Annotated in this window: 26 protein-coding genes and 1 riboswitch; of the genes, 9 read left to right on the top strand and 17 right to left on the bottom strand. The window is 73.4% G+C overall.

Annotated elements, in window-relative coordinates; translation table 11 throughout:
- Positions 1 to 46: 46 nt before the first annotated feature.
- From QUV83_RS10660 to QUV83_RS10625, 8 genes are all read right to left on the bottom strand, one after another.
- Positions 47 to 394, bottom strand: a complete 348-nt coding sequence (locus QUV83_RS10660; RefSeq protein WP_066583009.1) for an STAS domain-containing protein — start codon at positions 392 to 394, stop codon at positions 47 to 49.
- 117 nt (positions 395 to 511) lie between these two features.
- Positions 512 to 1,024: an aminoacyl-tRNA deacylase gene (locus tag QUV83_RS10655; RefSeq protein ID WP_289564502.1), complete on the bottom strand. Its 513-nt coding sequence runs from the start codon at positions 1,022 to 1,024 to the stop codon at positions 512 to 514.
- A 10-nt stretch (positions 1,025 to 1,034) separates the two neighbouring features.
- Positions 1,035 to 1,292, bottom strand: coding sequence for a helix-turn-helix domain-containing protein (locus QUV83_RS10650; RefSeq protein ID WP_289564501.1), 258 nt, complete (start codon positions 1,290 to 1,292; stop codon positions 1,035 to 1,037).
- Positions 1,289 to 2,020 carry a hypothetical protein gene (locus tag QUV83_RS10645; protein ID WP_289564500.1) on the bottom strand — a complete coding sequence of 244 codons (732 nt, stop codon included), beginning with the start codon at positions 2,018 to 2,020 and terminating at the stop codon, positions 1,289 to 1,291. The genes QUV83_RS10650 and QUV83_RS10645 overlap by 4 nt, the downstream gene beginning before the upstream one ends.
- 83 nt (positions 2,021 to 2,103) lie before the next feature.
- Positions 2,104 to 3,975, bottom strand: a complete 1,872-nt coding sequence (locus QUV83_RS10640; RefSeq protein ID WP_289564499.1) for a hypothetical protein — start codon at positions 3,973 to 3,975, stop codon at positions 2,104 to 2,106.
- A 128-nt stretch (positions 3,976 to 4,103) separates the two neighbouring features.
- Positions 4,104 to 5,765 (bottom strand): ABC-F family ATP-binding cassette domain-containing protein, encoded by a 1,662-nt coding sequence (locus QUV83_RS10635; RefSeq protein WP_289564498.1) that lies wholly within the window; start codon positions 5,763 to 5,765, stop codon positions 4,104 to 4,106.
- A gap of 129 nt (positions 5,766 to 5,894) precedes the next feature.
- On the bottom strand, positions 5,895 to 6,284 hold the full coding sequence (locus QUV83_RS10630) for a type II toxin-antitoxin system death-on-curing family toxin (protein ID WP_354003937.1): 390 nt from the start codon (positions 6,282 to 6,284) through the stop codon (positions 5,895 to 5,897).
- Complete coding sequence (locus QUV83_RS10625; protein ID WP_066583027.1) at positions 6,281 to 6,475, bottom strand: hypothetical protein; 195 nt, start codon at positions 6,473 to 6,475, stop codon at positions 6,281 to 6,283. The genes QUV83_RS10630 and QUV83_RS10625 overlap by 4 nt, the downstream gene beginning before the upstream one ends.
- A 105-nt stretch (positions 6,476 to 6,580) precedes the next feature.
- On the opposite strand from QUV83_RS10625, the gene QUV83_RS10620 reads away from it, so the two are divergent.
- Positions 6,581 to 7,375: a YwiC-like family protein gene (locus tag QUV83_RS10620; protein ID WP_289564497.1), complete on the top strand. Its 795-nt coding sequence runs from the start codon at positions 6,581 to 6,583 to the stop codon at positions 7,373 to 7,375.
- A 105-nt stretch (positions 7,376 to 7,480) separates the two neighbouring features.
- Here QUV83_RS10620 and QUV83_RS10615 read toward each other — a convergent pair whose 3' ends face one another.
- From QUV83_RS10615 to QUV83_RS10600, 4 genes are all read right to left on the bottom strand, one after another.
- On the bottom strand, positions 7,481 to 8,137 hold the full coding sequence (locus tag QUV83_RS10615; protein WP_289564496.1) for a hypothetical protein: 657 nt from the start codon (positions 8,135 to 8,137) through the stop codon (positions 7,481 to 7,483).
- A gap of 134 nt (positions 8,138 to 8,271) precedes the next feature.
- Complete coding sequence (locus QUV83_RS10610) at positions 8,272 to 8,895, bottom strand: SigE family RNA polymerase sigma factor (protein ID WP_289564495.1); 624 nt, start codon at positions 8,893 to 8,895, stop codon at positions 8,272 to 8,274.
- Complete coding sequence (locus QUV83_RS10605) at positions 8,892 to 9,980, bottom strand: amidoligase family protein (protein ID WP_289564494.1); 1,089 nt, start codon at positions 9,978 to 9,980, stop codon at positions 8,892 to 8,894. The genes QUV83_RS10610 and QUV83_RS10605 overlap by 4 nt, the downstream gene beginning before the upstream one ends.
- Before the next feature lie 60 nt (positions 9,981 to 10,040).
- Positions 10,041 to 10,628 carry a hypothetical protein gene (locus QUV83_RS10600; RefSeq protein WP_289564493.1) on the bottom strand — a complete coding sequence of 196 codons (588 nt, stop codon included), beginning with the start codon at positions 10,626 to 10,628 and terminating at the stop codon, positions 10,041 to 10,043.
- A 149-nt stretch (positions 10,629 to 10,777) separates the two neighbouring features.
- Here QUV83_RS10600 and QUV83_RS10595 point away from each other — a divergent pair, with 149 nt between their 5' ends.
- Positions 10,778 to 11,623 (top strand): alpha/beta fold hydrolase, encoded by an 846-nt coding sequence (locus QUV83_RS10595; protein ID WP_289564492.1) that lies wholly within the window; start codon positions 10,778 to 10,780, stop codon positions 11,621 to 11,623.
- 423 nt (positions 11,624 to 12,046) lie between these two features.
- On the opposite strand, the gene QUV83_RS10590 is transcribed toward QUV83_RS10595, so the two are convergent.
- The gene (locus QUV83_RS10590; protein ID WP_289564491.1) at positions 12,047 to 12,613 is read right to left on the bottom strand and encodes a VanZ family protein; all 567 of its coding nucleotides are present in this window, start codon (positions 12,611 to 12,613) and stop codon (positions 12,047 to 12,049) included.
- 208 nt (positions 12,614 to 12,821) lie between these two features.
- Here QUV83_RS10590 and hrpA point away from each other — a divergent pair, with 208 nt between their 5' ends.
- The 5 genes from hrpA (at position 12,822) to QUV83_RS10565 (ending at position 20,221) form a co-directional block, all read left to right on the top strand.
- Positions 12,822 to 17,429 carry an ATP-dependent RNA helicase HrpA gene (hrpA, locus tag QUV83_RS10585; RefSeq protein WP_289564490.1) on the top strand — a complete coding sequence of 1,536 codons (4,608 nt, stop codon included), beginning with the start codon at positions 12,822 to 12,824 and terminating at the stop codon, positions 17,427 to 17,429.
- Between the two features lie 133 nt (positions 17,430 to 17,562).
- Complete coding sequence (locus QUV83_RS10580) at positions 17,563 to 17,775, top strand: hypothetical protein (RefSeq protein ID WP_289564489.1); 213 nt, start codon at positions 17,563 to 17,565, stop codon at positions 17,773 to 17,775.
- 53 nt (positions 17,776 to 17,828) lie between these two features.
- Positions 17,829 to 18,437 carry a DNA-3-methyladenine glycosylase I gene (locus QUV83_RS10575; protein WP_289564488.1) on the top strand — a complete coding sequence of 203 codons (609 nt, stop codon included), beginning with the start codon at positions 17,829 to 17,831 and terminating at the stop codon, positions 18,435 to 18,437.
- 102 nt (positions 18,438 to 18,539) lie between these two features.
- Positions 18,540 to 18,803 carry a helix-turn-helix domain-containing protein gene (locus QUV83_RS10570; RefSeq protein ID WP_289564487.1) on the top strand — a complete coding sequence of 88 codons (264 nt, stop codon included), beginning with the start codon at positions 18,540 to 18,542 and terminating at the stop codon, positions 18,801 to 18,803.
- Complete coding sequence (locus QUV83_RS10565) at positions 18,800 to 20,221, top strand: type II toxin-antitoxin system HipA family toxin (protein ID WP_289564486.1); 1,422 nt, start codon at positions 18,800 to 18,802, stop codon at positions 20,219 to 20,221. Before QUV83_RS10570 ends, QUV83_RS10565 begins: the two co-directional genes overlap by 4 nt.
- Positions 20,222 to 20,247: 26 nt before the next feature.
- On the opposite strand, the gene QUV83_RS10560 is transcribed toward QUV83_RS10565, so the two are convergent.
- Entirely contained in the window at positions 20,248 to 20,661 is a 414-nt protein-coding gene (locus tag QUV83_RS10560; RefSeq protein WP_289564485.1) for an arsenate reductase ArsC, read from the bottom strand.
- Positions 20,662 to 20,862: 201 nt separating this feature from the next.
- A riboswitch (SAM riboswitch) is annotated at positions 20,863 to 20,960 on the top strand.
- A 67-nt stretch (positions 20,961 to 21,027) separates the two neighbouring features.
- On the opposite strand from QUV83_RS10560, the gene QUV83_RS10555 reads away from it, so the two are divergent.
- Together QUV83_RS10555 and metE are read left to right on the top strand one after the other, a co-directional pair.
- Positions 21,028 to 22,074 carry a methylenetetrahydrofolate reductase gene (locus QUV83_RS10555; protein ID WP_289564484.1) on the top strand — a complete coding sequence of 349 codons (1,047 nt, stop codon included), beginning with the start codon at positions 21,028 to 21,030 and terminating at the stop codon, positions 22,072 to 22,074.
- Positions 22,075 to 22,076: 2 nt separating this feature from the next.
- Positions 22,077 to 24,428, top strand: a complete 2,352-nt coding sequence (gene metE / locus QUV83_RS10550) for a 5-methyltetrahydropteroyltriglutamate--homocysteine S-methyltransferase (RefSeq protein ID WP_289564483.1) — start codon at positions 22,077 to 22,079, stop codon at positions 24,426 to 24,428.
- Positions 24,429 to 24,534: 106 nt separating this feature from the next.
- Here the strand turns inward: metE and QUV83_RS10545 are convergent, their stop codons facing one another.
- The 3 genes from QUV83_RS10545 to QUV83_RS10535 all read right to left on the bottom strand — a co-directional run.
- Positions 24,535 to 25,044 (bottom strand): Hsp20/alpha crystallin family protein, encoded by a 510-nt coding sequence (locus QUV83_RS10545; protein ID WP_289564482.1) that lies wholly within the window; start codon positions 25,042 to 25,044, stop codon positions 24,535 to 24,537.
- A 151-nt stretch (positions 25,045 to 25,195) separates the two neighbouring features.
- The gene (locus QUV83_RS10540; RefSeq protein ID WP_289564481.1) at positions 25,196 to 25,618 is read right to left on the bottom strand and encodes a (deoxy)nucleoside triphosphate pyrophosphohydrolase; all 423 of its coding nucleotides are present in this window, start codon (positions 25,616 to 25,618) and stop codon (positions 25,196 to 25,198) included.
- A 140-nt stretch (positions 25,619 to 25,758) separates the two neighbouring features.
- The coding region (locus QUV83_RS10535; RefSeq protein ID WP_289564480.1) for a YeiH family protein at positions 25,759 to 26,751 on the bottom strand (993 nt) is incomplete at its 5' end.

Raw genomic sequence — 26,751 nt, 5'->3', positions numbered from 1 at the left:
AGTCGAGACCTCCGACGGGTGCGGAACCAGGCGTGGCCCTCAGGGCTCAGGCGCTGACGGACTCGTCCTCGAGGTCGAGCTCCCCGCCCATCCCGATCATGTCCAGCAGGCCTGTGACCGTGCGGTTCGGATCCCGCAACGTGACCCGTCGGCCCTGCTCGCCCGCCGCGAGGTGCACCTGCAGGATGAACGCGAGCCCCGTGGAGTCGATGAACGTGACGTCCGTGGCATCGACCACCACCCGGGCTGGGCTGGTGAGGGTGTGGGCCATGGACTGGCTCGCCTGCTCCCGCAGTGCCGCGTCGACCTCGCCCCAGAGTCGTACCGTGACGACTCCGTCGGCCTCAGCAACCTCGATCCCGCCCGCTGCGGCGGTCTTCTCGATCAGGTACATCTCTCCCCAGCCATGTCTCTCGCCCACCCCCGGCGCGCCGGAGGTCTGTGGGCCCGCACGGACCGGTCCATCACATTACCGAGCAGGTCCGACGCGCGCTCGTCCGGCGGCGGGTTCTCACCCCGCGGGCTCGGGGTCCGTCACGTCGGCCACCTGCGCGCCCAGCGCCTCCACCAGCGCGTTCCCGTCCACCGTGGCGCCGACGCCGTGGCCACCGGCGCCGATGGACACCTCTTGCCCCAGCACATGCTCGTCGGCCACCACCGGCCAGTCGCGCAGCGAGCCGAACGGCGTGATGGCGCCGCGCTCGTAGCCGGTGACGTCCTTGGCAGTGGCCGCGTCGGGCATCGACAACCGGTTCACGCCCAGCAGGGCGCGCAGCTTGGGCCAGGAGATCGCCCGCCCGCCGGGGACGAGGACGAACAGGTAGTCGCCCTCGCCGCGCCGCACCACGATCGTCTTGATGAGGGCCCCGGGCTCGACCCCGCGGGCCGCCGCGGCCTCCACCAGGGAGGACACCCGGCCGTGCCGGACGATGACGTGGTCGATCCCCGAGGCCGCGAGCGCCTGGGCGGCCCGCTCCTCGCCTGACGCGTCGACAGGTCCGGGCTGCGCGTCTGTGTCGCTCATGGCGCCAGCGTCACACATGTCCCTGTCGAGGGGCGCCCTCGGGCGCCGTGACCGCGAACAGGTCGCCCGGCTGGCAGTCGAGCGCGTCGCAGATCGCGGTGAGGGTGCTGAACCTCACGGCCCGCGCTCGGTCGTTCTTCAGCACCGACAGGTTCGCCACCGTCACGCCGGTCAGGGCGGCGAGCTGGACCAGGGTCAGGCCGCGCGCGTCGAGCAGGTCGCCGAGGCGGCAGGTGACGCGGTGGGCTGCGGCGTCGTCGTCGGTCACACGAGGCCTTCGACGTCGGCGGCCAGGCGCGCGCCCCGCTGGGTGGCGGCGGCCAGGACGGCGAGGAGTGCGGCGATGACCACGGGCCACCAGGCGACCTGGAGTGCCGGCTCGAGCCAGCCGTCGGGCATGTCGAAGGCGCCGGTGGCGGAGTGGATCGTCAGGGCCTCGATCGCGGCGATGGCACTGGGCGCAGCCAGCATCGGCCCTGCGGTGGCAAGCAGGCCGCCCACCAGGGCGAGCGCGGCGGCAACGGCGAGTCCGCGCGCGTTGCCGCGGGCGAAGGGGCGACCGTGGGCTGTCGCGCGCAGCACCGGGATCAGCACGAGTCCCATCGCGCCCCCGACGACGAAGCCCACCCAGGTCGGCATCGAGCCCAGGAGCGAGGCCGTCGCGCCGAGGTCGTGCGCCTCGGCCTGGAGGCCGCCGGCGCTGCGCACCGGGAGGGCGGCGCCACCGTGCCACTGCTCCGGCTGCGCTGCCGGGGCGCAACTGCCGCCATCCAGTGCCCATCCCTCGACGCAGGGCAGGACGACGTCCTGGTGCGCGGGCGCCTCGGCGGTGAGGCGCACCGGCACGGACGTGCTCACGCTGCCGCCCATCGCCATGATCGCCAGGACCACGCCCACGGTGATGGCCAGCCACGCGGCCACCGTCAGGGCGCCCACCCCGAGGGCCGAGGTGAGCGTCCGCGTCCTGCGCGGCGGCGCGTCCAGTGCTGTCGTCATCGACCTGCTCCGTCTCGATCGTGGGGGTGCCGCTTCCTTGATGGGCATATCGACAATCGAGATGCCCAACTTGAGCGCCTCCCTCAGAACGGCATCGTCACGGTCCGCTCCGGCCCCCGCACGACGCCCATCGCATTCATCGCGACCACCCGGTAGGCATACGTGGTTCCGGGTCGCAGGCCGCGCAAAGGGACGGACACCGACTTCTCGAATGTCGCGTCGACCTGCGTCCACCCCGACCAGGCGGGCCACTGGCCCGTCGGAGCCCACTCGAACCACACCTGCGTGGGAAGCCGGTGCGGATGCACCAGCGCCCGCAGCGTGATCGAGGTCGAGGTGCGGTCCTCCCACCAGGTCGAGGATGTCGTCGGGGGCCCAGCCGTGCCGAACGTCCGGCTCAGCGTCGAGGTCCCGGCCTCTGTCGACGCCGTCACCGTCCATGTGTACGACGTGCCCGGCAGCAGGTCGACGAGGCTGTGGGTGAGCGCCCGCGAGTACGTGACGGGTGGGACGGTCAGCCAGGCCTCCCCCGTCCCGCCCGGGCCGCCGTCCCCGCCAGCGGTGGGCGCCCAGGCAATGCGCACCGTCGCCTCATAACCCTGCGGCGACACCCACGCCTTGAGTTCCGCGCTCGTGGCGTCGACGACGCCCTCGGCCATGCTGACCTTCGGCTCGGGCGCCGAGGTCACGGTGAGGACGTCGGAGGCCGTCGCACCGGTGGCGTCCATGACCGTCAGACGCGCCGCGAAGCTCCCCGCGGCATAGGTGTGCGCGAGCGCCGCGGGCGGGGCGCCGACACCCTGGACGACGGGCGAGCCGTCACCCGGGTCCAGGCGCCACGACGTGATCCCGGCGCCGCTCACCGACCCCGAGCCGGTGCTGCGCGAGCCATCGAACGTGACGCCCAGCGGCGCCGAGCCGTGGGTGGTGGACGGCATCAGCCACGCCGACGGGCGCCCGTGGGTCTCTGCCGCCCGGACCGCCTGCGAGTACCCCGCGAGCGACTCGGCCGACGAGTCCACCCACCAGGCGCACGTGCCGTGCTGGTGGAAGATCGACACCGCCTTGACCTCCGGCCACGTGGCCAGCGCCGCCAGCGCCTCGGTGTACCAGCGGGCCTTGCGCGTGGGATCGGCAGGGTCCTCGACCGAGCCCCACTCGGCGAGCATCAGCGGCTTGCCGTGGCCCTGCGACCAGCGGCGGAACGGGCCCGCCACGTCGGCGAGGGTGCGCCACGCGGGCGGCTTCGACGGCGCGCAGCCATGCCAGTTGTACGGGTCGAGGGCCAGCCAGTCGACCGCGTCGTCACCCGGGTAGAACGCGTCGGCGCCCGCCGTCGAGGGCGCCGACCCGAAGCTGCCCGGCGTGACCACCCACGTCCACGCCACGTTCGTCACCCCGGCATCCCGCATCACGCCGACGTAATGCCGCCACGCCGCCCGGAACTCCGCAGGCGAGCCATGCCCCGTGGCGATATCGGCCTCATGGTGGAACACCAGGAACAGCGGCTCGGCCAACCCGGCGATCCCCGCCGCCTGCGCCGCGATCTCCGCGTCATGCTCACCCGCCGCGATCGACGCCCACGAGATCTTGCTGCCGTCGAGCCGTCGCGGCTCGATCGACAACACCGGCGTCCGCCCCCGCCGCAGCGTCGTCACCACCTGCGCCGGCGGCATCGGCTCATCCCACCGCGCGAACCAGCGCTGCAGGTCCAACTTGCGGCCCGTCGCCTCCTCGAACGCCGACACGGCGGCCTCCGAGCCCCGATCATCACGCGGCTGCACGAACGCGCCCACCAGCATCCCGGTCGCGGGGGTGAGCAGTTCCGAGGCGGTGGCCGCGCGCTCGACGGCAGGCGTCGGGGCCTGCGCGGCACTGCCCACCCCCAGCGTCAGGCAGGCCGCGACCAGCACGGCGGGCAGGGTGATCGAGGTGCGGCGACGATGCAGCGGCATGACGGCTCCCGGGGGTGGAGACTCCTACCCTCCCGGTCGGCAGCCCGACGCGCAGGTCAAGGGATCTGGGGCTCCGTCTCCCTTGCCCAGGCAGGCGACAGCACGCGAGGTGGGGCAAGGGCGGGCAATCAGCGCACCAGGCGCCCACCCTCGATGGCCACGGTGTCGCCGCCCCAGCCGCGCCGCAGCCACCGGTCGTGGGTGGCGACGACCACGGCCCCGGGCCAGTCGCCCAGTGCGTCGGCGAGCTCCTCGGCGAGGGTCAGCGAGATGTGGTTCGTCGGCTCGTCGAGCAGCAGCACCCTGGGCGCCCGGGCCACCAGCAGCGCGAGCACGACGCGTCGGCGCTGCCCGACGCTGAGCTCCCGCAGCGGCCGGTCGAGGTCGCGCGGCGCCACCAGCCCCAGGTCGGTGAGCGGCGGGGCGCCCCGCAGGTCGGCTGTCACGAGCTCGTAGACCTGGCGGGGCGTCCGGGCGTCGTCGGCCAGCCCGACGTCCTGCTCCAGCAGGGCGACCTCCATGCCGCGCGCCCGGTGGACTGCGCCCTCGGCCGGGGTGAGGTCGCCGGCCAGCAGGTGCAACAGCGTGGACTTGCCGGACCCGTTGGCCCCGGTCACCAAGAGCCGCGCGTCAGACGCCAGGTCCAACGCGTCGACACGCAACCGCCCGGGCACCACGGCGCCGCTCACCTGGACGGCGAGCGAGCCGCCGCCAGCGCCAACGGGCCGGGCGGGGATGGCAAGCCGCAGCGGTGTCGGCGGCCGTCGCACCTGCGAGGCCTCCAACTCGTCGAGCCGGCGTTGCGCGTCGCGGACCCGGCGGGCCACCTGCTGCTCCACGCGATCGCCGATCATGCCGAAGGACATCTTGTTGTTGTCCCGCCGGGCCGCGTTGTGCCCGACGGCGCGGGACGTCACGCGCACCGACTGCCGCAGGGCGGCGCGCTCCTCCCGCTCGGCCAACCAGCGCTCCTCCCACCGCTCACGCTCGATCCGCCGGGCGTCGAAGTAGTTGCTGTACGTGCCGCCGTACAGCGTGGGGCCGTCGAACGAGGGGTCGAGGTCGAAGATCTCGGTGCACACCTCGTCGAGGAACACGCGGTCGTGGCTCGCGAGCACCACGGCGCCGGGCAGGTCCCGCAGCGCGGCGGCCAGGAACTCGGCGGCCTCGTCGTCCAGGTGGTTCGTGGGCTCGTCGAGCACCACTGCCGACGGGCGCCGCACCAGCACCGCCGCGAGCGCGAGCCGGCTCCGCTGACCGCCCGACATCCGCCCGGACGCCCTGTCCCGTGGCACCTCGGCCATGCCCAGCCCGGCGAGCACCACCTCGGCCCGACGATCGGCGCCCCACACGTCCACGGCCTCGGCGCGGGCCAGGGCACGCTCGTAGGCCCGCGCGCCCACGCCATCGGGGTCGTCAGCGAGCGCGGCGGCGGCCGCTTCGAGCGCCGCCTCGACCGCCCGCACATCGGCCAGGGCATCGGCCATCACCTCGGCCACCGTCGCGGACGGGCCGAACGACGGCTCCTGCCCCAGGAACACCAGGTCGGGCGGGCGGGAGACGGACCCCGAGTCGGGCTCCTCCACCCCGGCCAGCAGCCGCAACAGCGTGGACTTGCCGATGCCGTTCTCGCCGACGACGCCGACTCGGCGCCCGGGATCGACGGACAGGCTCACGCCGTCCAGCACGCGATGCGCGCCGTAGAAACGGGTCAGGGACTCGGCCCGCAGCACAGGGCCGGAGAGCCCAGCGGGACCGGAGAATCGAGCGGGGAAGGACGCAGAGGACAAGTGATCACCACCAGCGCGCCGCGGCCGGGCTGGCGCGACGCAGAGAGTCGGGAACGGACTCGGGGCGGATCACAGGAGCATGTCGGGCACCTTAGGCACGCCGCGCCTCCGACGTCCAGGCGTTTTCCCTCACGCGGGCAGCGGCCGGAGCCAGCCTCTGAGCGTCTCGGCGAGCTTCGCGACATCGTCGAGCTCCCCGGCGGCGATGCTCAGCACCAGGTCGATCGCCTCGGCATGGGGCGCCTCGATGAGGCACCCGTTCATCTCGTAGAAGACAGCCATCGACACCCAGCCGAGCCGCTTGTTGCCATCGACCAGCCCGTGGTTGTGCACGACGGAGAGCAGCAGGGCGGCCGCCTTCTCGTCGAGAGTCGCGTACGCGTCCTCTCCGAACACTGTGGCCCGGGGACGCGCGAGCGCCGACTCCAGGAGCCCGTAGTCCCGCACCTCGGGGTCGTGCCCGAGGATCGCCGCCCCGAAGAGCAGGAGATCCTGCAGCTCGAGGTATGTCGGGATCACGCGAGGGCGTCCAGGATCGCCTTGTCGCGCTCGAGCACCCGCGCGAGGGCGGCGTCACGACGGCGGTCCCGGTCGGACGTGTACCGCTCGACCGCCTCGACGATCACCGCGTGCTCGGAACGGTGCTCCCGGGCAGCGGTCTCCTTGACGCGCGCCTGGAGCTCGGGCGAGAGACGGAGCGTGGTGGCCATCCCCACATGCTACCGACCGACATCATGCGGTAGCACACTCGGAGGTCACGCACGCGAGGACCCATGTCCCGCCGGGCGCTCAGGCCCCGCCGCTACCGTCGATCCGTGCCCACCATCGATCGCGCCCGCCCTGCGCCCGCATCCCGCCGCCGGTCGCCGGGGTGGGTCCCGAACCAGCACGGCGCGTGGGCGATGCTGCTTGTGCCGTTCGTGGTCGGCGCCCTGCACTCCGGGCTGGCGTGGCGGCAGCTCCCGCTGCTGGGGGTGTGGCTCGTCGGGTACTTCGCGTTCTTCGCGGCCGGGCTGTGGCTGAAGTCCCGGCGCAAGGCCCGCTACCTGCCGCCCGTGCGGGCCTACGGCATCGCGACTGCGGCGCTCGCGCTGCTGGTGGTGGCGGTCGCGCCCGAGCTGCTGCGCTGGGTCCCGGTGTACGCGCCGCTGATGGTGGTCAGCCTGTGGTGCTCCTGGCGACGCCAGGACCGCTCGTACCTCAACGACGGCGTCACGATCGTCGCGGCCTGCCTGATGACTGTCGTCGCGGCGGGCGTCGGCGCCAACGCGGGAGGCAGTGACGCCTGGCTGCCGGGGGCCGATCAGCCGGGGATCTGGCTGCTCACCGGCCTGCTGCTCGCCTACTTCGGCGGCACGGTGCTGTACGTGAAATCGCTGATCCGCGAGCGCGGCAACCGGGCCGTCTACGCCGCGTCCATCGGGTACCACGCGCTGGCCACCGTGGCGGCGGCTGTCGCCCAGCCGTGGCTCGGCGTGGTGTTCGCGCTCTTCACCATCCGGGCGGCGCTGGTGCCGCGGCTGTGGCCCGGCCTCACGGCCCGATGGATCGGCATCGGCGAGGTCGTCGCCAGCATCGTCCTGACCGCAGGGCTGCTGGCACTCGTCTGACCGCCGGGCCGCCTACGTCTCTCTTCTTGCGACACCGACAGCCGCAACACATCGGCGTCGCAAGAAGAGAGACATTGGGCCATCCCCCGATCGTGTCCTGCACCCTCAGGGAGTCGGGCTCACGCGTGCCGGCGTGCCACTCGGAGTGATCGGCAGGGCCTCCCCCGCGAGGAGCTTCTCGCCCGCGGCCACCTTGACCTCCCAGGTGTCCTCGTTGCCCCACAGGCTCACCAGCAGGTCAATGTCCTCGGCGCTGTAGCCCGCATCCCAGAACGCCCTGGCCGCCACCTCCTGAGGGTCACTGGGCTGAAGCAAGGCCGGGTCCGAGATGGGCGCGGGCGCGGGCAGGGTCTCGCCGTCCAGGATCTTCTGACCGGCGAGCGCCTTGGTCTCCAGCTCCTCGGTGTTCCACAACTCACTGAAGGCCTCGACATCAGCCGGGGAGTAGCCGGCGCCCCAGAACGCGTCGTACTGCGCCCGGGTGTATCCCTCGGGCATCGGCGACCAATTGACCCCGACCGCCTGCGCGGCATTCTCGACCGCCCGCGCGACGTTCGAGTAGGGATCGGCGGCGGCGGCGGCGCCCGCGCCCACCACGGCCAGGGTCGAGGTCACGACGCCCGCGACGACGATCTTGGCGCCGCGACGGGCGCCCGTTCCGGCGGGCAGGGTGGCGAGCCGGTCCTCGATGCGCGCGGCCACGACAGCGGCGTCGGGGGTCGCGACCTCGCGCGAGCGCAGGGCTCGGTCGATCCGGTCCATCAGGTCGGCGTCCGGCCCGTGGGGATCCGGACCCAGGCCCGGACCCTGACGCGGACTCGGGAGCCCTGACGTCACACCGGGACGCTGGGGGACGTCACCGTCATCTGAGCCGTCGATGGCTCGCAGGTGGGTGCTCATGGCTGCTCCGTGGTGGTCGAGGGATCGGTGGCGCGAAGGGTGGCCAAAGCCCGGGAGGCGTGCGAGCGGACCGTGGCGGTGGAGGTGCCCAGGACCCTGGCGATCTCCAGGTCGGCGAGGCCCTCGTAGAAGCGGAGCACGAGCACCGCGCGCTGGCGCGGGGGCAGCGCGGCCAGGCGCCGCCACATCCAGTCGTCCTCGACCACGCGCCGGGCGTGATCCTGCTCCGGGTCGGCGTGGGCGGCGAGGACGTCGTCGGCCGCGACGTGAATGGTGCGCACATGCCAGCGGCGACGCCACGACAGGTGCTCGTTGGTGACCATCCGCCGCAGGTACAGGTCGGGGCGGTCCATCATCGCGATGCGGTTCCACCGGACGTGGGCGCGCAGCAGCACCTCCTGCACCAGGTCGGCGGCGGTGTGGCCGTCCCCGGTGAGCACCGTGGCGTAGCGGAGCAGCCCGGGGAGGTGGGCGTGCACCACGTCGTCGAGCCGCTGTCCGGAACTCGCCGCGACCTGCCCTTCATCACCCTCGACTGACTCCTGCCGCATGGGCCGCCATGGCTGCAGGCGAGGGATCGCCGCGCTGTCCGGCCGGGCCGCTTGAGTCCACGTGCTCATCGGCGCACCCCCAGAAGGTCATGGAGCGCGCCGAGCGGGTCGCGCACCGCGTGGCGGTCCGGGCGCGGGATCGGGCGGGGGTCGAGGCATCGGGTCAGCAGCGCCTCCACCAGGGCCGCGCGCCGCACGATGGAGTGGCCGTCCAGGTCACCGGGCAGGATGCGCACCTCCAGGGTGTCGCGCACCGGCCGGTCGGTCAGCAGCTGCTTGAGGTTCACGTCGGCGAACTTGGTCACGCCCGCGCCCTGTGCCGCGTCTCGCATGAGGGCCCAGACACCACGCTCGCCGGCCTCCTGCCACGGGAGCTCGACCAGGTCCACCAGCTCCTGCGTCAGCGGCGCCACCCGGCGGCAGTCGGGGTTCGCGTCGAGTGCCGTCCACAGCTCCTCACGCCAGTGCCCGAACAGGCGCACCACGTTGGCGAACGACTCCGCGCGCCGGAAGGGCGCGCCGTCCACGTGCAGGTGCACCGCGGCCTCGCGCGGGACGGTGAAGCCGAGCTCGCGCGCGGGGCCGAGCAGCCGTTCCAGCGACTGGGCGTGGTGGGACTCGAGCGGTGGCGTGACGATCTCGCAGGGCCGCTCACGACCGGGGGGCAGGGTCATGGCCACCGCCACGGTGGCGCCGGCGGAGTCGTTCACGCGGGCCGCCCCGGAGAGCATGTCGACGCGGGCGCCGAACAGCTCGGCCACAGGATCCAGCACCGTGGCCAGCGGCGCGTACGGGTCGGTGTGCCGCTCGATCAGGCGCAGCAGTCGCCCCTCGTCGCACAGGATGCGGTACCAGTCCCGGCGCCCGAGCGCCCCTTGATGCCCGGGCGCCGGGACGAGGTCCCGCTGGATGGTGATGTCGTCCACCAGGCGCGCGACCGGGCGGCCGTGCTCGTCGACCACGTCGAACGCCGGGGACAGGTGCCGGAACACCCCCACGCCCGGCACCGCCGACGGCTCGCTGTCGACGTGGAAGGACCGCCGCACCCGCCCAGCGCACCGCGCCGCGAGCTCATCCGCCAACGTCTGCCGGTCGGATCCGGCGGGCGCCAGCAGCTCGATCTCGAAGCCTGTGCGCAACAGCAGTTCTTCCACGTCGATGTCATCTCCTCGCGAGCAGTTCAGGGGCGCCGGGGTGGGGTCAGGAGGCTGCGGTCACTGCCCGACGCCCGGCTGCCCGCTCGGCAGAACGGGCAGGACCTCGCCCGCGAGGAGCTTCTCGCCCGCGGCGATCTTGGCCTCGTAGGTGTCCTCCGAGCTCCACAGCGCGGCGAGCTCCTCGGCGTCCTCGTAGGTGTAGCCGGCATCCCAGAAGGCGGTGGTGGCCGTGATCGCCGGGTCCTCGACCTCGGGAGTCGGGGCGCCCAGCTCCGCCTGCTTGCCGTCCAGGATCAGCTGGCCCGCCCGGGCCTTGACCTCGAACGTGTCCTCGAGCTGCCACAGATCGCCGAGCCTGGCGACGTCCGTCGTGGAGTAGCCCGCGGCCCAGAACGCCTCGGAGGCCGCGGAGCGGTCGTCCTCAAGGGTCGAGGCGGACTGCTCGGCGGCGATCTCCTCGCTGATGACCGTCTCGCCACCAGGCTGTGCGCCGTCGGAGCCCGAGCCCAGACCGGCGGCCACCGCGACGCTGCTTCCGGCGAGGGACAGGCTCGCGGCGACGAAGCCGACGGTCATCCAGCGGCGGCGCGGGCGGGCCTCGCCCTCGGCGAGGGCGGGCGTCGGGGTCGTGGTGGTGTCGTTCATCGATCCTCCAGGTGTGTCGCGAACGTGCTGACCCTCTGAAGACGCGGCTCGACGCCCATGTGTGCAGTGCGATTCGCACCTCTTGTGATCGGCCACTGTACGAGCCTCGCGTCCTGCGGGATGGGGCGATCCGGGCATAGCGTCTCGACATGGCCACGCCGATCGGGTCCGCGCACGACATCCACCTGCGGGACGGGCGCACCTTGCGCGCCTATGACACGGCGCCCGGCGACCCCGACCGCGCGACTGTGGTCTGGCACCACGGCTCCCCACAGAGCGGCGAGTTGCTCGGCCCGCTCGTGACCGCCGCGGCGGCCCTCGGCGTCCGGCTCATGTCTTACGCCCGCCCCGGCTACGGCGGGTCCACCCCCGCGCCTGGCCGGGACGTCGCCGCGGCGGCCGATGACGTGGCGCAGCTCGCCGACGCGCTCGGTGTCGAGCGGTTCGCGGTGATGGGCGCCTCGGGTGGCGGCCCGCACGCACTGGCCTGCGCGGCGCTGCTGCCGGAGCGGGTCAACGCCGTCGCCTGCCTCGCCGCCATCGCCCCGCCGACGGGGGACGAGGACTGGTACGCCGGGATGGCGAGCCCGGAGGGCCTCCGGGCAGCCGCCGCCGGGGGCCGGGAGGCGCGGGAGCGGTATGCGCAGGACGCGGAGTTCGACCCGGCGTCGTTCACCGAGGCCGACTGGGCGGCGCTAGCCGGGGAGTGGGCGGCGCTCGGTGACGACGCCGCGCACGCCGGCCAGGCGTGGCCGGGCGGCTTGGTGGACGACGACGTGGCGTTCGCGCGGCCCTGGGGGTTCGACGTGGCGCAGGTCCGCGCGCCTGTGCTCCTGGTGCAGGGCGGCCAGGACCGCGTGGTCCCCACCCGGCACGTCGACCTCCTCGCAGCCGCGCTGCCCGCTGCCGAGGCCTGGCGGCGCCCCGACGACGGCCACGTCTCGGTGCTCGGCGCCTACCCGGACGCGATGGCCTGGCTCGCGGCGCGGGCCTGACACCGGCGGCGCATTCATGGGTCGAATATCTTCTGCGTCAACCGAGGTGATATTCATCCCCTGACTTTTCCATCCGTTGACGAATGGGCCCGCATTCTCCTGGCGCTCCCACCACAGCCAGCACAATGCCCAGCAGTCTTCGCAGACTGCTGGGCACAGGTGGTCTCGTTCGACCCGTCAGACGGCCTCGTGCGTCAGCGCACCAGCGGCGTCATCCCTGAGAGGGCGATCAGATGGGCCATGTCGCGGCGTTGCGCGGCAGTGAGAGCCCGGCTCGAAGGGACGGATGGACGGCGGCGTGCGCGGCGGACAGGGGTGGCGTCCGACTTTCGCGAGGTGATGGTGTTCACGCTCCGAACAATATCGAGACGCCAGCCGGAAAGCGATGGAATTATCGTTCCTCGAATGTGCCGTGGGGCACATTCACCCAACGGCGACGCGGGCCCCCGAATGCACCCGCACACGAGCAGCGCGAGCCACCACCACCAATGCCGCCCCCAAGAAGACCCCGAGCGTCGCCACCAGCACGTCGTCCGTCGCCGCGACCCGGCCTGCCCCGAGGATCCACTGCAAGGCCTCCGCCGACACCGCGACAGCCACCCCCGTCAGCACGCACCTGCCCAGCCCCCACCCGAAGCGGAGCGCGAGCAGGACGCCCAGAGGGAGGAAGAGCAGGACGAGCCCGCCGATCTGCGCGGTGGGAACCTCCCAGGACGCCGATCGCGTGATCAAGGGGGCCAGGCCCTCGAAGGGGACAAGCTGCAGCGGCCGGGTCGTCACCCCCGGCGCGACAGTCGCCTGGGTGGTGAGCACCAAGGCCAGCCCCCACAGCGCCAGGAAGGCGTCGCCCGTCGCACGGAGGACCACCGCGCGATCGTGGGCGAACCCGCGCCGGCGCCACGCCAAGATGAAGCCGAGCGTCAACACGGGCGCCGCGAACATGGCGCCCACCAGGACGAGCGGGCTGAAGTGGCTCCACAACTGGTTCATGTCCGCGCCGTCTTCCCTCCACCAGGGCCCTCACACGGGAGGGGCTCATCCGACGCCCCCAACGTACTGAGCGCTGCCGTCCGGCGGGCCGAATTGCGCCTCGCCCTTGGGACCCTCGCCCGCCCGCCCAGGCGAATCGACCCCGGCGGGCCTTGGCCCGGAGATTGTGGGCGACGGCTCGCAGGTTCACCTGGGAGAATGGGCCGTCGTGAGCACCGCCGGAGAGGACCAGCCGAGGCCTGAGGGCGCCGACCCCGGTTCCCGCCCGGCTCGGCGACGCCGCCCTCCCCGCCGGCGGCCCGGCCCCGACAAGCGCACCGCCGGATCCGAGGGCGACACCCCGCAGGCAGGCGCTCGCACCGACCAGCCTCGGCGCACCAACAAGCCCCGCACCGACCAGCCCCGCTCCGACAAGCCCCGCGACGACCAGCCGCGCCGTGACGATCCCCGCCGTGACGACCCGCGCCGCCGCGAGCGCCGCGCCGCCGCCCGACGTGCCGCCGTCGTCCCGCCCATCACGTACCCCGAGCAACTCCCCGTCTCGGCGCGCCGCGACGACATCGCGGCCGCGATCCGCGACCACCAGGTGGTGATCGTCGCGGGCGAGACGGGCTCGGGGAAGACGACGCAGCTGCCGAAGATCGTGCTCGACCTCGGTCGGGGTCGCGAGGGGCAGATCGGGCACACGCAGCCGCGGCGGATCGCGGCCCGCACGGTCGCGGAGCGGATCGCTGACGAGTTGGGCACGTCGATCGGCGAGCTCGTGGGCTACCAGGTGCGGTTCACCGACGAGTCGAGCGAGCGGACGCTCGTCAAGGTGATGACCGACGGCATCCTGCTGGCGCAGATCCAGCGGGACCCGATGCTGCGCGGCTACGACACGCTGATCATCGACGAGGCGCATGAGCGCTCGCTCAACATCGACTTCCTGCTGGGGTACCTGACGCGGCTGCTGCCGCAGCGCCCGGACCTCAAGCTCATCATCACGTCGGCGACGATCGACTCGGAGCGGTTCGCGCGGCATTTCGCCGGCCCGCCGACGCCCGAGCACCCGGAGGGTGTGCCGGCCCCGGTCATCGAGGTCACGGGCCGCACCTACCCGGTGGAGGTCCGCTACCGCCCGCTGACGCCCGACCCCGAGCCGGAGCCCGAGGCGGGAGAGGGCGCGCCCAAGGGACGCGGGAAGAAGCAGCGCGAGGTCGAGGACCGCGACCCGCTCACCGCCATCTGCGAGGCCTTCGACGAGCTCGCCGCCGAGGGCCCGGGCGACATCCTGGTGTTCTTCTCAGGCGAGCGGGAGATCCGCGACGCGGAGGAGGCGCTGCGCTCGCACCTCGGCGAGCGGGCTGCCGACCTGCGCCGGCCCGACGCGGTGGAGATCCTGCCCCTGTACGGGCGGCTGTCGTCGGCCGAGCAGCACCGGGTGTTCCAGCCGCATGGCAACCGCCGCGTGGTGCTGGCCACGAACGTCGCCGAGACGTCGCTGACAGTGCCGGGCATCCGGTACGTGATCGACCCGGGCACGGCGCGCATCTCGCGGTACTCGAAGGCCACGAAGGTGCAGCGGCTGCCCATCGAGCCGATCTCGCAGGCGTCGGCGAACCAGCGCTCGGGCCGGTGCGGGCGCGTCGCGGACGGCATCGCGATCCGGCTGTACTCGCATGAGGACTTCGAGTCGCGGCCGGAGTTCACCGAGCCGGAGATCCTGCGCACGTCGCTCGCGTCGGTGATCCTGCAAATGATCGCGGTGGGCGTCGCGACCACGCCCGACGACATCGCGAAGTTCCCGTTCGTGGACCCGCCGGACACGCGCGCGGTGCGGGACGGCACGCAGCTGCTCACCGAGCTCGGGGCGCTCGGCTCCGGCGACGAGGCGGGCACAGGGCTGACGAAGGTGGGCCGCGACCTGGCCCAGTTGCCGATGGACCCGCGCCTCGGCCGGATGATCGTCGAGGCCGGCCGCCGCGGGGTCGCCCGCGAGGTCATGATCATCGCCGCGGCGCTGTCCATCCAGGACCCGCGCGAGCGCCCGATGGAGCAGCGCGCCCAGGCCGACCAGCAGCATGCGCGGTTCGCCGACCCCACGTCGGACTTCCTCACGTACCTGAACCTGTGGCAGTACCTCAAGGAGCAGCAGCGCGAGCTGTCCGGCTCGGCGTTCCGCCGCATGTGCAAGGCCGAGCACCTCAACTACCTGCGCATCCGCGAGTGGCAGGACGTGGTGACGCAGCTCCGCGAGCTGGCCAAGCCGCTGGGCATCGTGGTGAACCCGCCGCCGCAGCGCCAGACCGCCGACGCCGCGTCGTCGGGCAAGGCCGCTGCCCCCGCTGGACCCCGACGTCGCACCGCCCCCGGTGCGGCCCAGACGGTGCTCGACTCCGACACGGCCGACGGCCCCGGCACGCTGCGCCTCGACTGGGACGCCGACCGCATCCACATGAGCCTGCTCGCGGGCCTGCTCAGCCAGATCGGCATGCAGGAGGCCACCGAGGTCACTCCGCCCGCCGCCCAGCGCGGCAAGAAGCCCGCCGGCCGGCCGGACCGCCGAGGCCGCAACGAGTACATCGGCGCGCGCGGCGCCCGGTTCGCCATCTTCCCGGGATCGGCCCTGGCCAAACGCCCCCCGGCGTGGATCATGGCCGGCGAGCTCGTGGAGACGTCCCGGTTGTGGGCCCGCGACGCGGCGCGCATCCAGCCCGAGTGGGCTGAGGAGCTCGCGCAGCACCTGGTCAAGCGCGTGTACTCCGAGCCGTCGTGGTCCACCAAGCAGGGCGCGGCGATGGCGATGGAGCGCGTGCTGCTCTACGGCGTGCCGATCGTGGCCCAGCGCCGCGTGCTGTACGCGAAGCACGACCCCGAGCACGCCCGCGAGCTGTTCATCCGGCACGCGCTGGTCGAGGGCGAGTGGACCACGCACCACGAGTTCTTCCACGAGAACCGCCGCCTGCTCAAGGAGGCGGAGAGCCTCGAGGCCCGGGCCCGCCGACGCGACCTGGTGGTGGACGACGAGGTGCTGTTCGCCTTCTACGACGAGCGGATCCCCGCCGACGTGGTCTCCGCCCGGCACTTCGACACGTGGTGGAAGACGGCCCGGCGCTCCGACCCCGATCTGCTGACCTTCACCCGTGAGCTGCTCGTCGCCGACGACGACGCCGTGATCAGCGAGGCGGACTTCCCCGCGACGTGGCCGCAGGGCGACCTGGAGCTGCCGCTGACCTACCAGTTCGAGCCTGGCACGGACGCGGACGGCGTCACCGTCCACATCCCCCTGGTGCTGCTGGCCCGCGTGCGGCCCGACGGCTTCGGCTGGATGGTGCCGGGCCTGCGCGAGGAGCTGGTGACGGCCACGATCCGCGCCTTGCCGAAGCCGGTGCGCGTGCAGTTGGTGCCGGCGCCGGACGTCGCGCGCGGCGTCGTCGCGTGGTTCGACGAGCATCTGGCGAGCTGGGAGGACACGGTCCGCGCCGCCGACCTGGCGCCGTCCTTCCACGAGGCGTTCGCCCAGGCGGTCCGCGCGCTGCGCGACGTCGAGGTGCCCGAGGACGCGTTCGACGACGAGCGGCTGCCCGCCCATCTGCGCATGACGTTCCGGGTGGAGGCGGAGCGCGGGCAGGTGGTCGAGGAGGGCAAGGACCTCATCGGGTTGCAGCGCCGGTTGGCGCACCGCACCCAGGACGCGGTGAGCAGCGCCGTGCGCACCGCGGTGCGCGATGCGATGCGCGAGGTGGGCGGCGCCGGGCGGCGGGGCGCGAAGGGCGCGGCGCCGGCCGACAGCGCGACCTCCCACAGCGCGGCGTCCGACACCGCGCCCGTCGGTGGCGGCCGTGCCCCTGCCGCACCCGGCTCCGCTGCCGGGGCGCCCGCGACCCCGGCCGCCCCGCTCTCCCCCGGCATCCCCGAGCGCACCGGCCTGACGACCTGGCCCGACGACCTGCCCGACGGCGCCCTGCCGCTGACCGTCGAGACGTCCGGCCCCGGCGGCCTGCGCGTGCGCGGCTACCCGGCGCTGGTCGAGGAGCCCGGCGGCGCCGTGGCGCTGCGCGTCATGGCAGATCCGGCCACCCAGGTCGTCGAGCACCGCCGCGGCCTGCGGCGGCTCTTGCTGCGCGAGGTCGGGCTGGCGACGCCCCGCGTGACCACGCGCTGGTCCGGGCAGCAGGCGCTCACCCTCGCCGCGAGCCCGTATCCGAGCACGGAGGCGCTGGTGGCGGATGTGCAGCTCGCCGCCGTCGACCACCTCCTGGCCGAGCACCTGGCCGGGCGGCCCGCCACGGAGATCCGCACGTCAGACGCCCATGCCGCGCTGCGGGCGTTCGTGCGGGACCGGATCGAGGACACGGTGCACCGGATCGTCACCGACCTGGTGGCCGTGCTGGGCGCCTCGCGTGAGCTCGACGCGGAGGTCCGCGCGTCGACGAGCATGGCCCTGCTGGCCACGTTGCAGGACGTCCGCGAGCAGGCGGCCCGGCTGGTGCACGTCGGCTTCGTCTCCGAGGTGGGGGCCTCGCGGCTGCCGCATCTGGCCCGGTACCTGCGCGCGGCCCGTCACCGGCTGTCCAAGGCCGCCGCCAACCCGGACCGTGACGCGTCCATGGCGTGGACGGTCGCCGAGCTGACCCGCGAGCACGCGACGGCCGTGGCGCGGGCCGAGGCGACGGCGACCCACGCCCAGGCCGTCGACCCCGATCAGCGCGCGGCGCTGGACGCGGTGCGCTGGATGATCGAGGAACTGCGCGTGTCCCTGTTCGCGCAGCAACTCGGCACCGACGGCCCGGTCAGCGAGAAGCGCATCCGCAAGGCCCTCGCCGAGGCCTGACAGGCCCGTTCGGGCGGCCACGCCACGCCACCGGGCGCACCGCGCCACGCCACCGGGCGAAACTCGACGACACACCGGGTGAGGTTGCGTGGTGGCGCTCCCACGCCTGAGGGCCCCGCACTACAGTGCCCGCATGACCACCCGGCCCGACCGCGACGACGCGGACCGCGAGGCGATCGACGGCGCCACCGGGGCGAGCTCTGCGCCGCCCACGGAGGAGATCCTCATCGCGGTGCACCAGGGCCTGGCCAGCGTCCCGGCGGGCTCGCCGCACTCGTGGTTCGAGGTCCCGCGCCAGCGCACACCTGCCGCCGCGCCCAAGATCGGCCGCCGCCGGACGTCCTGAGCGGGGCGCAGCGACCGGTCCGGCATGTCAGCCGACAGCAGCACAATGACCCCATGCCGTCCGACGCCGAAGCCGCCCCGCTGACAGCCGCACCCCTCGCACCGGCTGCCGCCCGCTGCTTCGGCGACGGGAACCCGCTGTACGAGGAGTACCACGACACCGAGTGGGGCCGCCCGGTGCACGGCGACCGGGACCTGTTCGAGCGGATCGCCCTCGAGAGCTTCCAGTCCGGCCTGGCATGGATCACAGTGCTGCGCAAGCGTCCGGCGTTCCGGGCGGCGTTCGCCGACTTCGACGCGGCGGCTGTGGCCCGGTACGACGAGTCCGATGTGGCGCGGCTGCTCGCCGACGCGGGGATCATCCGGAACCGGGCCAAGGTCGAGGCGACCATCGCCAACGCACGGGCGGTGCTCGCCCTGGCGGAGCAGGGCCGGTCGCTCGACGAGGTCTTCTGGTCGCACGCCCCGGACCGCTCGGCGCATGTGCGGCCCGCCACGTGGGAGGACGTCCCGGCGGTGACGCCTGAGTCGCGCGCCCTGGCCCGGGAGCTCAAGTCGCTGGGCTTCCGCTTCATCGGCCCGACCACCGCCTACGCGGCGATGCAGGCGTGCGGGCTGGTGGACGACCACCTGGCAACCTGCCCGGTGGTGCTGGCCCGGTAGCCCGCGGCACGACTACACCTGCCATCCTGTGTCGTACTACCGCGACAACTTGGATTGTCGCAGCACCGCGACATGTGCTCTTGTCGTAGTACTGTGACATTCATGAGGCCTGTCCGGAATGAGATCGAGCTGGGCGCCGCGTTGCGTGACCGGCGCGCCCGCGCCGGCCTGACGCAGGCGCAGCTCGCCGACCGCGCCGGCGTCTCCCGCGGCTTCGTGATCGACATCGAGCGCGGCCGCCGCCCTCGCGCCGAGCTGAACCGGGTGCTGGCCGTGATGCGCGCACTGGACGCCGCCCTGAGCCTGGTCGACCACCGCACACCCTCCGCCGAGCAGGCCCTGTCCGATCTGCTGGAAGACTCATGAGGCTCGCGTTCGCGCTGTACGGGCAGGTGGCCGGCGTCATCGACCGTGACGGCGAACGCACCAGGCTGGAGTACCTCCCCGAGTACCGCATCCACGAGAACCCCACGCCCCTGTCGCTGTCCATGCCGGTCAGCGCCACCCCCTACAGCGGCCGGGCCGTCGAGGCGTACCTGAGAGGGCTCCTGCCCGACCACGCAGAGGTGCGCCAGCGGTGGGCACGCAAGGCGGGGGTGCGCACCGGCAACACGCTCGGCTTGATCGCCCACGTGGGGCTGGACGTCCCTGGGGGAGCCGTCTTCACCTCCGAGGACGCTATTGACGACGCCATCAACCGCCCAGGCGAGCTGACGCCCGCAAGTGACGCCGCGATCGCCGACAAGCTGCGCCGCATCCGCCACGACGACGCCGCGTGGCAGGACGACGACGATGCGCATTGGAGCCTGGCGGGCGCCCAGTCCAAGTTCACCCTCGCTCGCACTCCGGACGGATGGGCCTTCGCCGACGGAAGCGCGCCCTCCACCCACATCGTCAAGCCCGGAATCGGCAGGATCCGCGCCCAGGCGCTGTCCGAGCACGTCAGCATGCGCGCGCTTGCCTTGGTCGGGCTGGAGATCGCCGAGACCCACTACCTGGCTTTCGAGGATCAGGACGCGATCGTGGTGACCCGGTTCGACCGGCGCACCGCAGCGTCCGGGGCCACGATCCGGATTCACCAGGAGGACGTGGTTCAAGCCCACGGCATGGACCCCAGCCGCAAGTACGAGTCTGACGGCGGTCCGGGCGCGCAGCGGATCGCCGACCTGCTGCGCACTGCCGCCGATGCCGCCTCGATCGAGAGGTTCGCTCGCGCGGTGATCGCCAACCAGATCCTGGGGGCGCCTGACGCCCACGGCAAGAACTACGGGCTGCTCCTGATCGGGGGCAGCGCCACCCTGGCGCCGCTGTACGACGTCGCCACCGGGTTGATCCCCGACGCGGCAGGCCGCCTCCGCTACCCCAAGGGGGCCATGTCGATCGGAGGGGAGCGCCGCTTCGGAGACGTCGAGCTGGGCAACTGGGAGAAGTTCGCCCGGGCGCTCGGCCTACCGGTCGCGCAGGTGGTCGACTGGGTCGACGACCTCGCCACGACGATCCCGCCAGCGTTCGCGCAGGCTGCCGAAGAGACTGACTCGCCCGACGCCGACTTCTTGGCAGGCGCAGTCGCGACGAACATCGCCGCCGTCGCCCAACAGACGCGGGAGGGTCTTGCGAGCACTCGGCGCAGCGGCGGCAGGGTCGTCACCCCATTCATCGAGACGCTGCCTGGCCAGGGGCGCGCTGGGAGGCGTGCGCACAAGCAGGCCGCCGCGGCGCCAGCAGAGCCCAACGCCGAGCTCACACAGGACGCCTCAATCCAGGATGACCGGTGGGGCGCCTGAGCGCGTCCACGGACCGGCGGTGAGCGTCAGCGCGCTGGCTCGACGCCCAACTCGTCGAGCAGTGTGAGCACGCGCGCGCGGATCTCGTCGCGGATGGGGCGCACCGCCTCGATGCCCTGGCCGGCCGGGTCCGCTAGGGCCCAGTCCTCGTAACGCTTGCCGGGGAAGATCGGGCACGCGTCGCCGCAGCCCATGGTGATGACGACGTCGGAGGCCTGCACCGCGTCGGTGGTGAGGACCTTGGGCTGCTCGGAGCGGATGTCGACGCCGTCTTCGAGCATGGCCTCGACGGCGACGGCGTTGATCTGGTCCGCCGGCGCGGAGCCCGCGGAGCGGACTTCCACCGCCCCGCCCGACAGCGCGCGCAGGTATCCGGCGGCCATCTGGGAGCGGCCGGCGTTGTGCACGCAGACGAACAGGGCAGAGGGACGTATCGACATGGCTCTATGTTCGCGCCGGTCAGCGCGCAGGCACAAGGCGCGCATCGATCTTCATCGATTCCAGGGGCCTGCCGCGAAGCCGTGTGGCGCGCGATAATCAGGAGGTAGCGGGACGACTCGTCCGAAGCGGCCGGCCCGCTACCGCTGAATCTCGATCCGTGAGAACTATTGCCCATATGGCGGTATGGGCCTAGCATTGCGTCACCATCCAGAGCGGCCGAGAGACCTGGCTCGACGACGCCGCAGCAACCCCCCTCGTTCATCGCGGGTGTGGGTGCTTCCGCCAGGGTCGATGGAGCTGACCATGACCTGCATGGATCGTTGTCGTCCCGCGGCTGCGCCGCGCCCGGGCCGCCGGTGGCCCCGATGAGCGCCGCGGCCTGGAACGACGACCCGATCGAGGTCGCGACGCGCGAGCACCTCGCGCTCATGGACCGCCCCACGGTCTCGTTCGAGCTCTACCCGCCGCGCAACCCCGACGCCGCGCCCCGGCTCTGGGAGACCATCCAGGCGCTGAGCTCGGCCCGCCCCGACTTCGTCTCCGTGACCTACGGCGTCGAGGGCAAGACCCGTGACACCACCCGCCGACTGGTGCGCCGCCTGCTCCGCGAGACGGCCCTGAACCCCATCGCGCACCTGACCTGCGTCGGCACCTCCCGCGCGGAGGTCGTCGAGGTCGTCGAGGAGTTCCTCGACGAGGGCGTGCGCTCCTTCCTCGCCCTGCGCGGCGACCCGCCGTCCGACCAGTCCGGCTGGCATCCCCACCCCGACGGGCTGCGCACCGCGGCCGAGCTGGTCGCGCTGCTGCGGCAGATCGAGGCCCGGCGCCGCGCCCAGAGCCCCGCGCAGGCCGTGCGGGCCACCGTCCGCCCGCTGTCGGTGGCCGTCGCGGCGTTCCCCCGCGGCAACGCGCCCGTGGGCAGCACCCGCGAGCAGGACATCGCCGCGCTGCTCGACAAGCAGTGCGCCGGCGCCGACTTCGCCATCTCGCAGGTGTTCTACGACCCGGCGTCCTACCTGGGCATGGTCGCGGAGGCCCGACGGGCCGGCGTCACCATCCCGATCATCCCCGGCATCATCCCCACCACCGACCCGGGCCGCCTGATGCGGCTCGAGGCGCTCACCGGCGTGCAGGTCCCGCGCGACCTGCTGGCCCGGCTGGAGTCCGTCGACGACGAGGTCGCGCGCCACCGCATCGGCATCCGCGCGGGCGTCGACCTGGTGAACGCCGTGCTCGACGGCGGGGCGCCGGGCGTCCACATCTACACGTTCAACACCCACCACGCCGCGCTCGACCTGCTCGAGGGCGCACATCTCGGCGGCGGGGCCACCCCAGGCCCCCTCGCCCGACCGGCTGCCGGCGCGCCGCAGGTCACCCCCACCCAAGCCGATCACCAGACCTCGAGGGGCTGAGCATGACCACGAACGACACGACCGCCACGCCGGAGTTCCCGGCCGGCACCGTCCTCGGCTACCCGCGCATCGGGCCGCGCCGCGAGCTCAAGAGGGCCATCGAGGCCTTCTGGGCCGGACGCTCCGACGCCGCCGAGGTCGAGGCCGTCGCGGCCGACCTGCGCCGCCGCACCCGCGCCCGCCTGGCCGAGTTGGGGCTGCGCACCGACGTGCCAGCCATCCCGTCCGCCTTCTCGTTCTACGACCAGGTGCTCGACGCGACGGCCCTGCTGGGCGCCGTGCCGGCCCGGTTCGCGGACCTGGCCGACGCCGACGGGCGCCTCGACCTGGCCGGGTACTCGACGGTGGCGCGCGGCCGCGGCGAGGACCTGCCGCTCGAGATGACCAAGTGGTTCGACACGAACTACCACTACCTGGTGCCCGAGATCGGCCCCGAGACGGAGTTCCGCTACGCGAGCGACCGCCCGGTGCGCGAGTTCGCGGAGGGCCTCGCCGACGGCGTGCTGACCCGGCCCGTCATCGTCGGCCCGGTGACCTACCTGGCGCTGGCGAAGGCGACCGAGGGCTCCCCGGAGGGCTTCTCCCCCATCGACCGGCTCGCCGACGTGCTGCCCGTGTACGCCACGCTGCTGCGCGAGCTGCGCGCGGCCGGCGCCACCTGGGTGCAGCTCGACGAGCCCGCCCTCGTCTCCGACTCCGTGGACGTCCCCACCGAGCGGCTGCACGCTGCGGTCGCCGAGGCGTACCGCGCGCTGGCCACGCAGATCCCCGCCGACGAGCGCCCCGCGATCCTCGTGGCCGCGCCCTACGGCGACCTCGACGAGGCGCTGCCGCTGCTGGCCGCCACGGACGTCGACGGCATCGCGCTCGACCTGGTGCGCGGCGGGCTCCCCGCCGAGGACGTGCCGGGCCTGGCGGGCAAGGTCGTCGTCGGCGGCGTCATCGACGGCCACAACGTGTGGCGCGCCGACCTGGGCGCCGCCCTCGACCGCCTCGAGGCGCTGCGCGCGGCCGTCGGCCCAGAGGCCACCATCGCCGCCGGCACGTCCACGTCGCTGTTCCACGTGCCGCATGACGTCGAGGACGAGCCGGCGCTCGACCCGACGCTGCGCTCGTGGCTCGCCTTCGCCGACCAGAAGGTCACCGAGATCGCGACGCTCGCCACCGGCCTCACCGAGGGCGGCCTCGCGGTGAAGGACCAGATCCTCGCCGCCGACGCCGCGCTCGCCACCCGGCGCAACGCCCCCGGCGTCGTCCGCCCCGAGGTCCGCGAGCGCGTGGCGGCCCTCGACGAGGACGCGTTCCGCCGTGGCGACTTCGCCGACCGCAAGGCCGCCCAGGCGGACCGCCTGCAGCTCCCGCCGCTGCCCACCACGACCATCGGCTCGTTCCCGCAGACCCCCGACATCCGCAAGGCCCGCGCGGCGCACGACCGCGGGGAGCTCAGCACCGAGCAGTACGAGGAGGAGATGCGCGCGGAGATCCGCCGCGTCGTCGAGCTGCAGGAGTCCATCGGCCTGGACGTGCTGGTGCACGGCGAGCCCGAGCGCAACGACATGGTGCAGTACTTCGCGGAGAACCTCGACGGGTTCGCCGTGACGCAGAACGGCTGGGTGCAGTCCTACGGCTCACGCTGCACGCGCCCGTCGATCCTGTGGGGCGACGTGTCGCGCCCGGCGCCCATCACGGTGGGCTGGACGCAGTACACGCAGTCGCTCACGAGCAAGCCGGTCAAGGGCATGCTCACCGGCCCGGTGACGATCCTCGCGTGGTCGTTCGTGCGGGACGACCAGCCGCTGGGCGACACCGCCAACCAGGTCGCGCTGGCCCTGCGGGACGAGATCGCGGACCTGGAGTCGGCGGGCATCGCCATCGTGCAGGTCGACGAGCCGGCGCTGCGCGAGCTGCTCCCGCTGCGCGCGGCCGACCACGCCGCGTACCTCGACTGGTCGGTGCGCTCGTTCCGGCTGGCGACCTCAGGGGTCCGCCCGGACACGCAGATCCACACGCACCTGTGCTACTCGGAGTTCGGCGAGGTCATCGGCGCCATCGACGGCCTGGACGCCGACGTGACGTCCATCGAGGCCGCCCGCTCGAAGATGGAGATCCTGGCCGACATCGCCGACGCCGGCTACCCGCGCGCGGTGGGCCCGGGCGTCTACGACATCCACTCGCCGCGGGTTCCCGGCGAGGCAGAGGTCACCGAGCTGCTGGAGGCGGCGGTCAAGTCCATCGCCGTCGACCAGTTGTGGGTCAACCCGGACTGCGGCCTCAAGACCCGCCGCTACGCCGAGGTCACGCCCTCCCTGGAGAGCATCCTCGCCGCGACCCGGACGGTGCGCGCGACGCTCTGACCCAGCGGACCTGACTGGCCGGGCGAGCCCGGAAACGCGTGGGCGTGGGCCCCGTCCTCCTCGGACGGGGCCCACGCTGTCGTGCGGGTTGATCGCCAGGCGCGCGTCAGGCCGATCCGGACGTCCCCTCCGTCGACGACGGGTACTGGCCGCCTGAGGAGGCGCTGGCGCCCGTCGATGTCGATGTCGACGTCTCGATGGTCGGGTGCCCCTCATGCCCACCCCGCTGCACCTCGACGCGGCGCGGCTTGGCCGACTCCGCGACGGGGATGGTGAGCGCGAGCACGCCGTCGGCGTAGGTCGCCGTGATGTTCTGCAGGTCGAGGCCACGGCTGACGGTGAGCTGCCGGGCGTAGGTGCCGCTCGGCCGCTCCCGGGCGAGCCACTGGACGTCGGTGTCGGTGCGGGGGGTGCGCTGCGCCCTGATGGTCAGCGTCCGGTCCTCCACACTCACGTCGATGGTGCCCGGATCGGCGCCCGGCAGGTCGACGAGCAGCACGTAGTGATCACCGGAGTGGTAGAGATCCATCGGCATCGTCGCCGCTGCCCGGGCACTGCCGAACATCTGGCCGACGAGCCGGTCCATCTCCTGGAACGGGTCATATGCAGTCGCCACAGCCGAACACCCCCTCATCGCACGGCCCTGGACCCCCCGGGGCCGGCCGCCGCGCCCACCCACAGGCCGGGTGGAGACGGCGTCCTTCGACAGTGACCCCGGATGGGCCGTCGCGCCACGCGAGGCGAGGTGTGGGCCGCCCAGCAGCGCGTCAGACGCGGGTGATGACCGACATCAACGACTTCACGATGTGGACGTCGGCGTCCAGCCAGGGGACGGAGAGCCACTGCCCGATGGGCAGCCAACGCAGCTCGTCATGCTCGATCAGCGGCTCGGGGGTGCCGTGCGTGACCTCGGCGAGCCACAGGCGCATCGCGTAGGCGGGCGACAGCGGCCAGGCGCCGTCATCCGGGCCGGGCACCTCGGGCCCGAGCTCGACCCGGACCCCGAGCTCCTCGCGCAGCTCGCGGTGCAGCCCGTTCTCGGGCGACTCGCCGGGCTCGACCTTGCCGCCGGGGAACTCCCAGCGGCCGGCGAGGCTCGTCGGCGCCGAGCGGCGCGCGGCGAGGAGGCGCCGGGGCGAGTCGAGGTCGTCGACGATGGCCGCGGCGACGACGAGCGCGGGTGAGGTCATGCGGGAATTCTGCCAGCCAGCGGCGCCTGCCCGCGCTACGAGCGGCGCCCCGGGAGCCCCGCAGACCGCTGGCCTGCGCCGACGCCAGCGCCCGCGTCGGCGTCGGCGTCGGCGCCTGCCCAGGGCGGCGGCCCCTCGGCTCAGCCGATGAGCAGCAGCCCGCCCAGGCTCACGGACATCGCGATCGCCGTGGCGACGCCTCCCAGGGCTAGCGCCCGTCCGCCGCCGCGCACCAGCTTGCCGATGCGCACCTGGCTGCCGAGCGCCACCATCGCCGCGCCGAGGGCCAGCGTGGTCGCGGTGCGCGCCATCGACGCCACACCGTCGGGCAGCAGCCCGGTGGACCGGATCACGACGGCGATGAGGAAGCCCACGACGAACAGGGGGATCACCGGGGGCCGCTTGCCGGTGGTCGTGGCGCCGCTGCGCCGGTGCTGCAGCCCGACGACCGCGACGAGCGGGGCGAGCAGCACCACGCGGGCCAGCTTGGCGACGACTGCGACGGTGAGCGCGACGGCGGAGATCGCCCCCGCGGCCGCCACGACCTGCGCGACCTCGTGCACGGACATGCCCGCCCACAGCCCCGCAGTCCTCTCGTCGAGCCCCACCAGGTGGGACAGCACGGGGATCAGCACGATCGCGAGGCTGCCGTAGAGGGTCACCAGTGCGACGGCGGTGGCCACGTCGTCCTCGTCCGCGTCGGCCACGGGGCTCATCGCGGCGACGGCCGCGGCGCCGCAGATGGAGAAGCCGGTGGCGATCAGCAGGCTCAGCGCACGGCCCACCCCCAACCGCCGCCCGAGCCAGCGCGTGGCGCTGAACGTGACGGCCACCGTCACCCCCAGCACCAGCAACTCGCCGGCGCCCAGCGACAGCACCTCCGCGCCGGAGACCTGCAAGCCGAGCAGCACGACGCCGGCGCGCAGCACGTGGCGCGCCGTCCAGGCCAGGCCCGGCTCGAGCACGGGGTGCACCAGGTGCAGCATCCGCGCGAGGAGACCGGCGCCGATGGCCACCAGCAGCACCGGGAACGTCGGCGACCAGGCGGTGAATGCCAGGCAGAGGGCCGACACGGCCATCGCGACGAGGGCGCCCGGAAGGACGGCCCGCAGCCCGGCAGGGGGTGCGGCGGG

Source organism: Cellulomonas cellasea (assembly GCF_030372105.1).
GTDB classification, from domain to species: domain Bacteria; phylum Actinomycetota; class Actinomycetes; order Actinomycetales; family Cellulomonadaceae; genus Cellulomonas_A; species Cellulomonas_A cellasea_A.
The sequence above is the reverse complement of the archived record's forward strand: the minus strand, read 5'-3'. Positions and strand labels throughout refer to the sequence as shown.

Bases quoted from the DNA above. Each gene is read 5' to 3' on its own strand.
- QUV83_RS10595 (WP_289564492.1), top strand. From the start codon at position 10,778: ATGGCCACGCCGATCGGGTCCGCGCACGACATCCACCTGCGGGACGGG.
- QUV83_RS10580 (WP_289564489.1), top strand. From the start codon at position 17,563: ATGACCACCCGGCCCGACCGCGACGACGCGGACCGCGAGGCGATCGAC.
- QUV83_RS10600 (WP_289564493.1), bottom strand. From the start codon at position 10,628: ATGAACGACACCACCACGACCCCGACGCCCGCCCTCGCCGAGGGCGAG.
- metE (WP_289564483.1), top strand. From the start codon at position 22,077: ATGACCACGAACGACACGACCGCCACGCCGGAGTTCCCGGCCGGCACC.
- QUV83_RS10645 (WP_289564500.1), bottom strand. From the start codon at position 2,020: ATGACGACAGCACTGGACGCGCCGCCGCGCAGGACGCGGACGCTCACC.
- QUV83_RS10660 (WP_066583009.1), bottom strand. From the start codon at position 394: ATGTACCTGATCGAGAAGACCGCCGCAGCGGGCGGGATCGAGGTTGCT.
- QUV83_RS10640 (WP_289564499.1), bottom strand. From the start codon at position 3,975: ATGCCGCTGCATCGTCGCCGCACCTCGATCACCCTGCCCGCCGTGCTG.
- QUV83_RS10540 (WP_289564481.1), bottom strand. From the start codon at position 25,618: ATGACCTCACCCGCGCTCGTCGTCGCCGCGGCCATCGTCGACGACCTC.
- QUV83_RS10625 (WP_066583027.1), bottom strand. From the start codon at position 6,475: ATGGCCACCACGCTCCGTCTCTCGCCCGAGCTCCAGGCGCGCGTCAAG.
- QUV83_RS10570 (WP_289564487.1), top strand. From the start codon at position 18,540: ATGAGGCCTGTCCGGAATGAGATCGAGCTGGGCGCCGCGTTGCGTGAC.
- QUV83_RS10615 (WP_289564496.1), bottom strand. From the start codon at position 8,137: ATGGACCGGATCGACCGAGCCCTGCGCTCGCGCGAGGTCGCGACCCCC.
- QUV83_RS10575 (WP_289564488.1), top strand. From the start codon at position 17,829: ATGCCGTCCGACGCCGAAGCCGCCCCGCTGACAGCCGCACCCCTCGCA.
- QUV83_RS10655 (WP_289564502.1), bottom strand. From the start codon at position 1,024: ATGAGCGACACAGACGCGCAGCCCGGACCTGTCGACGCGTCAGGCGAG.
- QUV83_RS10610 (WP_289564495.1), bottom strand. From the start codon at position 8,895: ATGAGCACGTGGACTCAAGCGGCCCGGCCGGACAGCGCGGCGATCCCT.
- QUV83_RS10560 (WP_289564485.1), bottom strand. From the start codon at position 20,661: ATGTCGATACGTCCCTCTGCCCTGTTCGTCTGCGTGCACAACGCCGGC.
- QUV83_RS10565 (WP_289564486.1), top strand. From the start codon at position 18,800: ATGAGGCTCGCGTTCGCGCTGTACGGGCAGGTGGCCGGCGTCATCGAC.
- QUV83_RS10555 (WP_289564484.1), top strand. From the start codon at position 21,028: ATGAGCGCCGCGGCCTGGAACGACGACCCGATCGAGGTCGCGACGCGC.
- QUV83_RS10590 (WP_289564491.1), bottom strand. From the start codon at position 12,613: ATGAACCAGTTGTGGAGCCACTTCAGCCCGCTCGTCCTGGTGGGCGCC.